This window comes from Pseudomonas laurylsulfatiphila (genome assembly GCF_002934665.1).
Lineage (GTDB): Bacteria > Pseudomonadota > Gammaproteobacteria > Pseudomonadales > Pseudomonadaceae > Aquipseudomonas > Aquipseudomonas laurylsulfatiphila.
Map to the genome: position 1 here is coordinate 114,415 of NZ_NIRS01000005.1, position 12,956 is coordinate 127,370.

The 12,956-nt window shown below is 61.2% G+C and carries 14 protein-coding genes; 9 read left to right on the forward strand and 5 right to left on the reverse strand.

What is annotated here, in order from left to right; translation table 11 throughout:
• The first annotated feature begins 115 nt into the window (after positions 1-115).
• From CD175_RS18955 to CD175_RS18970, 4 genes are all read left to right on the forward strand, one after another.
• The gene (locus tag CD175_RS18955) at positions 116-2,551 is read left to right on the forward strand and encodes a TonB-dependent siderophore receptor (protein WP_104450042.1); all 2,436 of its coding nucleotides are present in this window, start codon (positions 116-118) and stop codon (positions 2,549-2,551) included.
• Positions 2,552-2,623: 72 nt separating this feature from the next.
• Entirely contained in the window at positions 2,624-3,754 is a 1,131-nt protein-coding gene (locus tag CD175_RS18960) for a PepSY-associated TM helix domain-containing protein (RefSeq protein ID WP_104450444.1), read from the forward strand.
• Positions 3,751-3,930, forward strand: a complete 180-nt coding sequence (locus tag CD175_RS18965; RefSeq protein ID WP_056726593.1) for a hypothetical protein — start codon at positions 3,751-3,753, stop codon at positions 3,928-3,930. Before CD175_RS18960 ends, CD175_RS18965 begins: the two co-directional genes overlap by 4 nt.
• A 187-nt stretch (positions 3,931-4,117) precedes the next feature.
• Entirely contained in the window at positions 4,118-4,747 is a 630-nt protein-coding gene (locus CD175_RS18970; protein WP_104450043.1) for a glutathione S-transferase, read from the forward strand.
• A 12-nt stretch (positions 4,748-4,759) separates the two neighbouring features.
• On the opposite strand, the gene rloA2 is transcribed toward CD175_RS18970, so the two are convergent.
• The gene (rloA2, locus tag CD175_RS18975; RefSeq protein ID WP_104450044.1) at positions 4,760-5,266 is read right to left on the reverse strand and encodes a retropepsin-like aspartic peptidase RloA2; all 507 of its coding nucleotides are present in this window, start codon (positions 5,264-5,266) and stop codon (positions 4,760-4,762) included.
• 274 nt (positions 5,267-5,540) lie between these two features.
• On the opposite strand from rloA2, the gene CD175_RS18980 reads away from it, so the two are divergent.
• Positions 5,541-6,428 (forward strand): 1-acylglycerol-3-phosphate O-acyltransferase, YihG family, encoded by an 888-nt coding sequence (locus CD175_RS18980; protein ID WP_104450045.1) that lies wholly within the window; start codon positions 5,541-5,543, stop codon positions 6,426-6,428.
• Position 6,429: 1 nt separating this feature from the next.
• Here the strand turns inward: CD175_RS18980 and CD175_RS18985 are convergent, their stop codons facing one another.
• Positions 6,430-6,984 (reverse strand): DUF2780 domain-containing protein, encoded by a 555-nt coding sequence (locus CD175_RS18985; protein WP_104450046.1) that lies wholly within the window; start codon positions 6,982-6,984, stop codon positions 6,430-6,432.
• Between the two features lie 280 nt (positions 6,985-7,264).
• On the opposite strand from CD175_RS18985, the gene CD175_RS18990 reads away from it, so the two are divergent.
• The 4 genes from CD175_RS18990 (at position 7,265) to CD175_RS19005 (ending at position 9,862) form a co-directional block, all read left to right on the forward strand.
• The gene (locus CD175_RS18990) at positions 7,265-7,858 is read left to right on the forward strand and encodes a fasciclin domain-containing protein (RefSeq protein WP_104450047.1); all 594 of its coding nucleotides are present in this window, start codon (positions 7,265-7,267) and stop codon (positions 7,856-7,858) included.
• A 54-nt stretch (positions 7,859-7,912) separates the two neighbouring features.
• Positions 7,913-8,539, forward strand: coding sequence for an RNA polymerase sigma factor (locus CD175_RS18995; protein WP_104450445.1), 627 nt, complete (start codon positions 7,913-7,915; stop codon positions 8,537-8,539).
• Positions 8,536-9,210: an anti-sigma factor gene (locus tag CD175_RS19000; protein ID WP_104450048.1), complete on the forward strand. Its 675-nt coding sequence runs from the start codon at positions 8,536-8,538 to the stop codon at positions 9,208-9,210. Before CD175_RS18995 ends, CD175_RS19000 begins: the two co-directional genes overlap by 4 nt.
• Positions 9,211-9,373: 163 nt before the next feature.
• Positions 9,374-9,862 carry a DUF3757 domain-containing protein gene (locus CD175_RS19005; protein ID WP_158255664.1) on the forward strand — a complete coding sequence of 163 codons (489 nt, stop codon included), beginning with the start codon at positions 9,374-9,376 and terminating at the stop codon, positions 9,860-9,862.
• A gap of 44 nt (positions 9,863-9,906) precedes the next feature.
• On the opposite strand, the gene fdhA is transcribed toward CD175_RS19005, so the two are convergent.
• The 3 genes from fdhA to CD175_RS19020 all read right to left on the reverse strand — a co-directional run bounded on the left by fdhA (position 9,907) and on the right by CD175_RS19020 (position 12,951).
• Positions 9,907-11,106: a formaldehyde dehydrogenase, glutathione-independent gene (gene fdhA, locus CD175_RS19010; protein WP_007980407.1), complete on the reverse strand. Its 1,200-nt coding sequence runs from the start codon at positions 11,104-11,106 to the stop codon at positions 9,907-9,909.
• A gap of 199 nt (positions 11,107-11,305) precedes the next feature.
• Positions 11,306-12,163 carry a formyltetrahydrofolate deformylase gene (gene purU, locus CD175_RS19015; protein WP_015097122.1) on the reverse strand — a complete coding sequence of 286 codons (858 nt, stop codon included), beginning with the start codon at positions 12,161-12,163 and terminating at the stop codon, positions 11,306-11,308.
• 155 nt (positions 12,164-12,318) lie between these two features.
• Positions 12,319-12,951 carry a sarcosine oxidase subunit gamma gene (locus CD175_RS19020; protein ID WP_104450050.1) on the reverse strand — a complete coding sequence of 211 codons (633 nt, stop codon included), beginning with the start codon at positions 12,949-12,951 and terminating at the stop codon, positions 12,319-12,321.
• Positions 12,952-12,956: the final 5 nt, after the last annotated feature.

The following is a 12,956-nucleotide window of genomic DNA, read 5'->3' on the forward strand; positions in this document are numbered from 1 at the left end:
AGCTCCTACAAAAGCCAAATATTGAATCTAAATTATTTCCATCCAGCCCTATCACTTTCTGATTCTCGTTCGGCACACAGGCAATTGAGAAATGTTTCCATTCAGGAGCCGCCGTATGTCCCGTTCGCTGAACACCCTGTTGCGCCCCAGTTTGCTGGCGGTCGCCGTTGCCCTTTGCACCCCCTTGGCGAGCAGCCAACTGGTCGCTGCTGAACAGGCGTCAAGCGTTCGCGCCTACAACCTGCCAGCCGCACCACTGGCCACCACCCTGAACCAGATCGCCAGCCAGGCCGGCCTGGCCTTGTCGTTGAACCCATCCCTGGCGGCAGGCAAAACCTCGGCACCCGTCAACGGCCAGTTCGACGCCGCCGGCGCCCTGCGCGAGGCCCTGCGTGGCACCGGGCTGCAACTGGAGCAAAGCAGTGCCGGCACCTACAGCCTGGTGGCCGTGCCCGAGGGCGTGATGGCCCTGCCGGCAACCAGCGTGATTGGCGTGGAAGACGCTGAAAGCGCCTGGGGGCCGGTGCAAGGCTACTTGGCCAAGCGGACCGCCGCCGGCACCAAGACCGATACCGCGCTGGTCGAGGCACCGCGCTCGATTTCGGTCGTCACTCGCGAGCAGATGGACGACCGCAACGCGCATACCCTTGACGCCGCCGTGCGCTACCTGCCGGGCATCACCGCCAGCAGCTACGGCAGCGACACCCGCGCTGACTGGCTGCGCGTGCGTGGTTTCGAGCCGACTCAATTCCTCGACGGCCTGCCCCTGCCAAAAGGCGTCTACGCCAACCCGAAACAGGAAACCTGGAACCTCGACCGTCTGGCCTTGCTGCGCGGCCCGGCCTCGTCCGTGTACGGCCAGACCCCGCCAGGCGGCCTGCTGGACATGGTCAGCCGTCGCCCGAGCGCCGAAGCCAGCAGCGAAATCCAGCTGCAGTACGGCAGCGACAACCATCGTCAGATCAACTTCGCCAGCACCGGCAAGATCGACGACGAAGGCCGGTTTCTCTATGGCGTGAGCGGCGTGGTGCGTGACGGTGGCACCCAGATCGACCATATCGATGACAAGCGCTACAACATTGCGCCAAGCCTGACCTGGAACATCGACGAAGACACCCGCTTCACCCTGCTGACGCAGTTCACCCGTGACGATACCGGCGTTACCAGCCAGTTCTATCCGATTCAGGGCACCAAGATCGACATGCCGTTCGGCAAGATCTCGCACCACAAGAACCTCGGTGATCCGGACTACGATTTCTACGACCGCACCTATTACGCACTGGGTTATGCCTTCGAGCATCGCTTGAACGATGTATGGCAGTTCCGCCAGAACCTGCGCTACACCAAGTCGGACCTGTCGTTCCAGACGGTGACCGTCAACAGCTACTTTCCCTCCATCGGATTTGTCGTAGACGATGAAGGCAACACCGGGCGCGGCACGACCAATGTCGACGAAGACATCAGCCAGTTCGCCGTGGACAACAACTTCCAGGCCGACTTCGCCACCGGCGACATCAATCACACGCTGTTGATCGGCCTGGACCACCAGCGCAGCAACACCAACTACACCTCGATCTTTGGTGGTGCACCGGCCATCAACGTCAACAATCCGGTCTATGGCTTGCCGATCACCCGTCCACCACGCTCCTCGGCGTTTTATGACTATGACCAGAAGACCTACCAGACCGGTCTGTACGCCCAGGATCAAATGGCCCTCGACCAATGGCGCCTGACACTCGGCGGTCGTGAAGACTGGGTGCATACCGGCACCAAATTCTTCAACAAGGGTGATGCCACCAACACCCAGCGCGACAAGAACTTCAGCGGCAACGCGGCGATCAGCTATGTGTTCGACTCTGGCTTCGTGCCTTACTTGTCCTACGCCGAATCGTTCCAGCCGGCCAGCAATGCCGTCGCCTCGCCGACCGATTCGTTCAAGCCGACCGAAGGCAAACAGTGGGAACTGGGTATCAAGTACCAGCCACCGGGCAGCAACACACTGCTGACGGCCGCTGTGTATGACCTGACCCAGAAAAACGTTTCCGTCACCAACAATGTGGGCAACGTGACGGTCACCAGCCAGACCGGCGAAGTAAGGGTCAAAGGCCTGGAGCTGGAAGCCGTTTCCGACGTCACCGAAAACCTCAAGGTCACCGCCGCCTACACCTTGGCCAAGTCCGAAGTGCAAGACGGCGCGTTCAAGGGCAATCGCCTGCAACTGATGCCTAACCAGCAAGCATCGGTATGGGGCGACTACACCTGGCACAACGGCGTGCTCGACGGCTTCGGCATCGGCGCCGGCGCGCGCTACACCGGCAACACTTACGGCGACGAGGCCAATACCTGGCTGGGCAAGGCCGGCGCCTACACGGTGTTCGACGCCGCGGTACACTACGACCTCGGCCGCCTGGACAACAGCCTCAAGGGCGCTTCGCTGGCCGTTAACGCAACCAACCTGTTCGACAAGGACTATATCTCGACTTGTGACAGCTTCTACTGCTACTACGGCGACCAGCGCAGTGTCGTCGCCAGTGCAACCTACAAGTGGTAACGCGTTGAGCTGATACGCCCAATGACCAGGCCGTCCTTCGTGGACGGCTTTGGTTTTTCTGAAGGCTATGAAATGAAAAGTAAAACAATTCGCCGCTGGTCCGCTGTTCATACCTGGACCAGCCTGATTTGCACGGTGTTCCTGTTGCTGCTGGCACTGACCGGCCTGCCGCTGATCTTCCATCACGAGATCGACCATCTCCTCGGCGATGCGGCCGAGCTGAAGCAGATGCCGGCAGACACCCCGCGGCTTGATTTGCAGCAGCTGGTAGCGGCGGCTGAAAAGCATCGCCCTGGCGAAGTCATGCAGTATTTCGGCTTCGAGGACGACGAGCCCAATGCCGCGATTGCGATCATGGCCCCCACCGCCGGTACCGAACCCAATTCGTCCCATACCTTCATGCTCGACGCCCGTACCGGCGAGGCCCTGGAGATGCCGTCGGCCAACGGTGGTTTCATGATGGTCATGCTGCGCCTGCACGTGGACATGTTTGCCGGCTTGCCGGGCAAACTGCTGTTGGCGTTCATGGGGATTCTGTTCGTGGTGGCGATCGTCTCCGGCACCGTCTTGTACCTGCCATTCATGCGCCGCCTGAAGTTCGCCACCGTGCGCCAGGACAAATCCACCCGCCTGCGCTGGCTCGACCTGCATAACCTGATCGGCGTCGTGACCTTGACCTGGGCCCTGGTGGTCGGCGTGACCGGTGTGATCAGTGCCTGCGCCGACCTGATCATTGCCGCCTGGCGCAACGACAGCCTGAGCGCGATGGTCGCGCCGTACCGCGATGCGCCACCGCTGACGCAACTGGCGCCGGCCACCCGTTTGCTCGACATTGCCAAGGGCGTCGCGCCGGGCATGCAGCCGGACTTCATCGCCTTCCCCGGTACGCGGTTTTCCAGCGAGCACCATTACGCGGTGTTCATGAAAGGCAGCACGCACCTGACCTCGCACCTGCTGACGCCGGTACTGATCGACGCCAGTACCCTGCAAGTCACCGCCGTGGCCGAGCGACCCTGGTACATGGATGCCATGGGCATGTCGCAACCGTTGCACTTCGGCGACTACGGCGGCATGCCGATGCAAATCCTCTGGGCGACCCTGGATGTGCTGACCATCATTGTGCTCGGCAGCGGAGTCTACCTGTGGGTAGTGCGGCGCAAGGCTGCCAGGCCTGTACTGGAAAAAGCGGAGAGCGTGGCATGAAGCCCCGGCAGTCGAATTTCTGGAAGGTCTTTGCCATTCCCACCGTCATCGCGGTGCTCAGCGCGGCAGGGCTGTTCGCCGCGTTGCTCGGGGATGGTGTGTGGGATTCACTGAGCTGGGTGGGGCTGGGCATCCCGGCCGTGCTGGCCCTACGCGGCCTCCTGCAACGCCGCTGACCCCCTGTAGGAGCGAGCTTGCTCGCGATGGTCGTTAACGATAACGCGGGGAACCTGACACCCAGCGGCGTTCTCAAGTCCATCGCGAGCAAGCTCGCTCCTACATGAGGTCTGCGTTTTTTGGGATATTGAGCTATCGCCCCAACACGCTATGCTGCCCGACTCTGCCACCGATCGAGACGCTGCCATGTCCGCCCCGAGCATGACCCTGTACCACAACCCGCTCTCTCCCTTCGTTCGCAAAGTCATGGTGCTGCTGCACGAAACCGGTCAACAGGACCGAGTGGCGCTGCAGACCAGCGTCCTCACCCCGGTTACCCCGGACCCGGCCCTGATCGACGACAACCCCCTGAGCAAAATCCCGGCCCTGCGCCTGGCCGATGGCAATGTCATCCATGACAGCCGGGTCATCCTCGACTACCTCGATCAGCAGCACGTCGGCAACCCGCTGATCCCCCGCGAAGGCTCGGCCCGCTGGCGGCGCCTGACCCTCGCGTCCCTTGCCGACGGGATCATGGACGCGGCCGTGCTGGTGCGCTACGAGGTCGCCCTGCGTGCCCCGGAGAAACACTGGGACGAATGGCTCGACGGCCAGCGCGACAAGATCCGCCGAGCCCTGGCCCTGCTGGAAAAGGACTCGATTGCCGAGCTGACCTGCCACTTCGACGTGGCCGCGATCAGCGTGGCCTGTGCACTGGGTTACCTGGACCTGCGCCATCCGGATCTGGATTGGCGCACGGCGAATCCGCAGCTGGCGGCGTGGTACTTCGAGGTGAGCCAGCGGCCTTCGATGATTGCGACGATGCCCAGGCTTTAAACCTTCGAAAAATCAGCAGTCCGGCTTGTCCGCCGTAAACCGCCGTGCCGGGTTCACCGCCGCACCGAACTCGCGCAACGCCTTGGCGCCGATCAGCAACGGGTAGTTGAAGCTGCTGCGGTCTGTCAGGTTGACCTCGACCGTGCGCTTGACGTGACCCAGGCACAGCTCCAGATCGACCACCGGACGCTTGGTCGGCGCGACGACTTCGCTGTCCTCCTCGTCCTCTTCGGAGCGGGTCTTGATCTTGCTGATGCGCGCGACCTTGTGTTCGTAGACCTGGTTGCCCGCATCCTTGGTGCCCAGGCGGAAACGCACCCAGTCTTCGCCGTCACGCTTGAAGGTTTCGATGTCCTTGGCCGACAGCGACGCGGTCAGGGCGCCGGTGTCCATTTTCGCCTTGAGGACCTGCCCGCCGATTTCCGGCAGGGCGATGTATTCGTAACGCCCGTACAAGGTCGGCTCGGCGGCCATGACCGGCAGGGCCAGGAGGGAAAGCAGTGCGAGGAGCGATTTCACGTAGGGCTTCCTTGAAGGATGGGCAGCGGGATTTTAGACCGTGGCGGTTGAATTCGTTCGCAGATATTTGAAGATCAAAGCCCTGTAGGAGCTGCCGAAGGCTGCGATCTTTGGATCTTCAAAACAAAGTCAAAAGATCGCAGCCTTCGGCAGCTCCTACAGGGACGAGGGTATCCAGCCTACCGCCGCCCAGGTGAAGCTTTCGTCATAGCGATTTGGCCTGTCGCCCGAAGCTGCTTATCATGGCGCGCCCAACCGCTTCCACGAGTGACTTATGCGCCGCCTGCTCACCGGCTGTTTCGTGACCCTGCTGCTTCTGCTCAACACCCTGGTCCTGATCGGGCCATTGCTGGTGTTTGCCCTGCTCAAGCTGATCCTGCCCGGCCGCTTGCGCGATTTTGCTTCCTGGGCCGTGATGTGGATCGCCGAAACCTGGTCGGAAATCGACAAGCTGATTTTCCGCGTCTGCATCCCCACCCAATGGGACATCCGTGGCGGTGAAGATCTGCGCCGCGATACCTCGTACCTGGTAATCAGCAACCATCAATCCTGGGTCGACATCCCGGCGCTGATCCAGACGCTGAACCGGCGTACGCCGTTCTTCAAATTCTTCCTCAAGAAAGAACTGATCTGGGTGCCCTTCCTGGGCCTGGCGTGGTGGGCGCTGGATTACCCGTTCATGAAGCGCTACAGCAAGGCGTTCCTGGCCAAACACCCGGAGCTGGCGGGCAAGGATCTGGAGATCACCAAAAAGGCCTGCGAGCTGTTCAAGCGCCAGCCGGTGACGGTGGTCAACTATCTGGAAGGTACGCGCTTCACCGCAGCGAAAAGCACTCAACAGCATTCGCCGTTCACTCACCTGCTCAAGCCCAAGGCTGGCGGCGTGGCATTCGTGCTGGCGGCAATGGGTGAACAGCTGGACGCCGTTCTCGATGTGACGGTGGTTTACCCGCAGCAGAAAATTCCGGGGTTCTGGGATCTGATCAGCGGCCATCTGCCAAGGGTCATCATCGACATCAAGACCCGCGAACTCGACCCGGCGCTATGGCAGGGCGATTACGAAAGCGATCCGGTGTTTCGCGAGAAGATCCAGAACTGGGTCAACCAGCTCTGGATCGAGAAGGACCGACGCATCGACGCCTTGCGCGCCGAGCGCCGCTGAATCAGCTGCCGGCGCCGGCGCCCCAGATGTTGCCCAGGCTGCTCAGCAACGTACCGCCGACGCCCTGCTGACCGAAGTACTGCAGGAGCACCGGAGCAAACTGGCCGATCATGCCGCTGTCCATGCCCAGGGCACTGAAGGCGTTGTTCAGGTCGTTGGTGTCCTTGACGTTGCCCAGGGCGTTATCCAGCCCTGCCGCTTTGCCGCTGGAGCCGAGCAGACCAGCCAGCGCGCCCAACTCACCGCCGCCCGAGAGCATGTCGATGCCCGGCACGCTTTTGGCCAATTGCGCGTAGTCGGTCGAACTCAACTGGTTCTTCGCCAGGCCCAGCATCGCCCCGGCGCCGCCGATGGCTTGCTCCGGGGTGATGTCCAATTCACTGAGGGTGCTCAGCAAATCGGCGGTCTGCGGCGTCGGTGCGGCGGTCGCGGTCGCGTCACCGCCTTTCATGCCGGCAATGACATTGGCTGCATCACTCAGGTTGAACTGTGCAAAGGCCGGGCTGGCCGCCAGGGTCAGGAGTAATGCCAGTGCAAAACCGCGTGAAATCTTCATTCAGACATCCTCGATGAACACCGCCCGGCAATGGGCGGCGAAAAACTGTGCATTGGACTGACGCCCTCAAGGATTGTTCCCGGCCCTGTAGGAGCTGCCGAAGGCTGCGATCTTTTGATCCTGGCGTGAAGATCAAGATCAAAAGATCGCAGCCTCCGGCAGCTCCTACAGGGTCGGTGTCGTGGCAAATAGCGATCCACTGCATCCAATTCCACCCTGCCTGCGTATATCAAGCACGGACAGACACCCCTGGCCGATTCTCATCACAAGGATCATCACCATGAAACGCACTTCGATCAAAACGCCATTGATTGCCAGCCTGCTGACCCTGGCCCTTGGTGGCGGACTCGTCCTGAACACCGTGCAAGCGGCGGACATGGGCCACGACACCGTCACGGTCGGCGGCCAGACCATGCTGCCAAGCAAGGACATCGTGGATAACGCAGTGAACTCCGCCGATCACACCACCCTGGTCGCCGCAGTAAAAGCCGCCGGCCTGGTTGACACCCTCAAGGGCAAAGGCCCGTTCACCGTGTTCGCCCCGGTCAATTCGGCCTTCACCGCTCTGCCCGCGGGCACCGTCGACACCCTGCTCAAACCGGCCAACAAGGCCACGCTGACCCACCTCCTCACTTACCACGTGGTCGCCGGGAAACTCGACATGATGACCCTGGCCGAGAAGATCAGGGCAGGTGGCGGCAAGGCCGAACTGACCACGGTGGCCGGCGGCAAACTGTGGGCCATGATGAACGGTCCGCACAACATCACCATCAAGGATGAAAAGGGCGACGTCGCTGACATCACCACCTACGACGTGTACCAGTCCAATGGGGTCATTCAGGTCATCGACAAAGTGCTGATGCCGAAAAGCTGAGCCGTGCCGTCGCCCCCGCACATCGGGGGCGGCGGTCCGCCCGAGGTGTTCGCCGTGAATGGAACAACTGCACGCCGTGAACTAACCTCTGCCTGCAACCGGCCACCTGCCCCGCTTTCCGGGAGAACCGCCATTCCCATCGCCGACGCCGATCAGCTCAGGCAATTGCTGGCCCAGTGTTCACTGGGCGACCGCCGCGCCTTCGAGACGCTGTACCGCAGTGTCGGCCCGCGCCTGCACGGGGTAGCGCTACGCTTCATGGGCCGTCCGGATCTGGCCGAAGAGGTGCTGCAAGAGAGTTTCGTGCGCATCTGGAACAATGCATCACGCTACGAAGCGCATCTGTCGGCGCCGTTGACCTGGATGATCAACATCACCCGTCATCAGGCCATCGACCAGTTGCGCAAACACCGCGATCGGCCATTGAGCGATCTCGAAGAACAGAGGCTCGTGGATGAAAGCCCATCGGCCCACGAGCAACTGGACAGTGCTCGTGACGCCAGCGCCTTGAACCGTTGCCTGGACAGCCTCGAAGGCATGCAGCGCCAGTCGATTACCGTCGCCTATTTCCAGGGACTGTCGTGCTCCGAACTGGCCGAACACCTGGCCGCGCCGCTGGGCTCGGTGAAGTCCTGGATCCGTCGCGGCATGGAACGCCTGCGCAGGTGCCTTGAATCATGAACTATCGAACCCCGACCCTGCGCCGCGCCCTCGCCGCCGACTATGCCATCGGCCTGATGCCTGCCACCGCGCGCCGGCGTTTCGAACAGCTGTTGCTGGAAGATGCGACCTTGCGCGCAGAACTGGCACAGTGGCAGGAAAGCCTGGTCAGCCTGACCGATGCCCTGCCGGAGCAGCCAGTGCCGGATCGCGTCTGGCAAGGCATTACCGCGCGGATCGAACCACAAATGCTGCACGTGCCAGAGAAGCGTCCGTTCTGGAATTGGCTACGAGTGACGGCGGCGGTTGGCTCGCTGCTGATCGCAGTGACGCTCGGCGTACTCAACCTCCCCGACGACGCCCGCTACAGCGCCACTCTGGTGAGCGCCGACGCACAACCGGCGTTGCGCGTGCTGGCCCACGAGGATTACCTGCAAGTCGAGCCACTGGCGTTGGCCGCAATCGGGCCGGATCACAGCCTGGAACTGTGGGCAATACCGGCGGATGGCAAGCCGATTTCCCTCGGCGTGATTCCGCCGAAAGGCAAAGGCAAGGTCGAATTGAGCGAGACTCAGAAAGCGCTGATCGGCAAGCCGATTGCGCTGGCAGTCAGCCTTGAACCGAAGGGCGGCTCACCGACCGGGCAACCGACTGGCCCCGTCCTTTATCAAGGTCCATTGGCTTCGCTTTGACGCGAACACAGCGCGTCTCATGAGCGCGCCTTGTGCCTTTCCTTTCGCTGGACTTCACGTCGGCTGCCATCTCAAAACGCCGAAAACCTATCAATACCGACAGTACAAACCCCATTACTCCTGCTCCAACATGACGACTCCAAACCAAGTAAAGGAGCACATCATGATAAGCAAGACACTCGCGGCAAGCGCCGTATTACTGTCGGTATTCACAGCTAACGCCATGGCGGCAACTGCTATGTGTCCGCCAACCGCCAGTATCGAACAAAAGAAAGAGGAGCCAGGCTACAGCTATTCCGCCCCCGGGCCGAATGGCCGCGTCTGGGTAGGCGAAAACCCCTATGCCGATGAGGGAGATCTGAAAACCTTCGTGTTCGACGGAGCGTTCTACCGGACCGTCAGTTCCGAAGGGAATACGGATGTGGTTTCGTGTGATTACGTTGGAGACGACTTGTACGCGGGTGCCAGAATGACGCTGTACTCCTTCAGAGAGTGGGCACCCGTCAAAGGTACAAAATGGGAGGCCCAGCCAACTGCAGAAAAAACCGGAACCTTCAATAAGGCAAACTCCGTTGAGCTCTGCAATTCAAAGCTCGAAAAAGAATGTGCGTTTAACTACCGAGTCCTGGCCATGCCACCGGCAGGCCACTGAACAAAAAAAGGGCGACCTCAGTCGCCCTTTTTTCTACACGACGCTTACGCCGCGCTGAACATCTTGTGCGGATCGATCACAAACTTCTTCGGCACGCCCGCATCAAACTCGCCATAACCCTGCGGAGCCTGATCCAGGCTGATCACCTGAACGCCCACCACTTCGGCGATGTTGATACGGTCCCACATGATCGCTTGCATGAGCGCGCGGTTGTACTTCATTACCGGGGTCTGGCCGGTGTGGAAGCTGTGGGACTTGGCCCAGCCCAGGCCGAAACGGATGCTCAGGCTGCCCATTTTCGCGGCAGCGTCGACAGCACCCGGGTCTTCGGTCACATAGAGGCCGGGGATGCCGATCTTGCCGGCCACACGCACCACGCCCATCAGCGAGTTGAGCACGGTGGCCGGGGCTTCGTGTTTCACGCCGTCATGGCCATGGCCACGGGCTTCGAAGCCGACGGCGTCGATGGCGCAATCCACTTCCGGTTCGCCCAGCAGTGCGGCGATCTGTTCGTGCAGCGGCGTGTCCAGGGACAGGTCGGCGATCTCGAAGCCCTGGGCTTTGGCGTGCGCCAGGCGAACGGTGTTGACGTCACCGATGATCACCACCGCAGCGCCCAGCAGGCGAGCGGATGCGGCGGCCGCCAGACCGACCGGACCGGCACCAGCGATGTATACGGTGCTGCCCGGGCCAACGCCAGCAGTCACGGCACCATGATAGCCGGTCGGCAGGATGTCGGAGAGGCAGGTCAGGTCGCGGATTTTTTCCATCGCACGGTCGCGATCCGGCAGCTTCAGCAGGTTGAAGTCGGCGTACGGCACCATGGCGTATTCCGCCTGGCCACCGGTCCAGTCACCCATGTCAACATAACCGTAAGCACCGCCTGGGCGGGCCGGGTTGACGCTCAGGCACACGCCGGTGTGCATTTCCTTGCAGGAACGGCAGCGCCCGCAAGCCACGTTGAACGGTACGGACACCAGGTCGCCGATTTTCAGGTTCTCGACGTCGCTGCCCTTCTCGATCACTTCGCCGGTGATTTCGTGGCCCAACACAAGGCCGGTTTGCGCCGTGGTACGCCCGCGCACCATGTGCTGGTCGGAACCACAGATGTTGGTGGAAACCACTTTGAGAATGACCCCGTGCTCGATCTTGCGACCGCGCGGGTCCTGCATTTTCGGATAGTCAATCTTCTGTACTTCGACCTTGCCAGCGCCGAGATACACCACACCACGATTGCCAGACATGCTTTCACCTCGCTGTTGTTTTTATGGAACCGCGTCGCCCAGGCAGGCAGCGCGTTAAATGCTCGGGTATAGATGCTGTTTCTTGTGTTGCTTGTGAGGGCCTCATCGCGGGCAAGCCCGCTCCCACAGTGGAACGGGGGACACAAGATCTGTGAACAACACAAAACCCTGTGGGAGCTGGCTTGCCAGCGATAGTTATCTAAAGAACGACCGTGCGATTGGCGTTCAAAAACACTCTTCTTTCGATGTGATAACCCACCGCCCGCGCCAGCGTCAGCCCTTCGATATCCCGCCCCTTGGCGATCAAGTCTTCCGGGTAATGGCTGTGGTCCACTGCCTCGACGCCCTGGGCAATGATCGGACCTTCATCAAGGTCGTTGTTGATGTAATGCGCCGTGGCGCCCACCAGTTTCACCCCCTTGTTGTAGGCCTGGTGATAGGGCTTGGCGCCCTTGAAACCCGGCAGCAGGGAGTGGTGGATGTTGATCGCCTTGCCATCGAGCTTGCGGCACAACTCTGGCGACAGCACTTGCATGTAGCGCGCAAGGATCACCAGCTCGGCACCGGACTCTTCGATCACCTGCCACACCTGACGCTCTTGCGACGGCTTGTCGTTCGGGTCCAGCGGGAAGTGGTAGTAAGGAATCTGGTGCCAGTCAGCCAGTGGTTTGAGGTCCGGGTGGTTGGAGACCACCGCGGCCACGTCCATCGACAATTGGCCGATGCGCTGGCGATAGAGCAAATCGTTGAGGCAGTGATCGGCCTTGGAGACCATGATCACCACTTTCGGCCGGTAGTTCGGTTCAGTCAGTTCGAAGATCATGCCAAAGGCTTCACCGCGCTCGGCGAGCCCCGCGCGGAATGATTGCTCATCGAAGCCGTCGGGTTGACGGAATTCCACGCGGATGAAGAAACGGCCCGAGAGCCGATCATCGAAGGAGTGGTGCTCGGTGACGTAGCAGCCCTGCTCGAACAGAAAGCGGGTCACCGCGTCCACGGTGCCGAGGACGCTGGGGCAGTCGGCGGTCAGAATCCATGTGTCTGGGGCGCGGCTCATGGTGCGGTGACTCCTGTGAGATCTGTAAACAAAGCACCCATCTGTGGGAGCGAGCCTGCTCGCGATGGAGGTCAACGATGACGCGTACTTTCTGATTCAACGCGTTGCCTTGAAGTCCATCGCGAGCAGGCTCGCTCCTACAGTGACGGTGGTGATCAGGCCTGAACGCTGAGGCCATACTCGGCAGAAGCATCCTGCAACCACAACCACCAGTAATCCGAGAAGCTGCGACGAATCAACAGCTCCCAGGTGTCTTCGGCGGTGTGACGGATCATCAGTTGCGACTTGGCGAACACCGTGCCGACCGCTTTACCCACCGGGAAGTTGTTCGGGTGCACGTCGTAGCTGGTGGACTTCATCAGCACCTGGCGCACGTTCGGGCCACTCAGTTCGAGGAGTTGCTGGCCGCCGCTGACGTTGACGATTGCAATGTGCAGATCGCCCAGTGCTTCACGCAGTTTCTGCTCGGCGGCGAACTCTTCACCGGTCGGCACGATCAGCAGCCATTCATCCGGCCCCATCCACTGCAGGCTGGTCTCGCCTTTGACAATGACGGTCAGTGCGCCCGGCAACTCGATGCCAAGGGCCTTGTGCACGCCGGCGGCGAACGCGGCATCGTGGCCGTCGCCACGAATGGTCAGGTGGCCGAGGAGTTTTTTCTCACGCACGGTCACGCCGGCGTTCTTGCGACCCTTGCCCACCAGGCTGGCGAGGTCGGCATGATGCAACGACGACTCGGCCTTGGCCCCGGAGGTTGGGCGTTGTTGGTAAACATTGGCTGCGGTCATAAAGC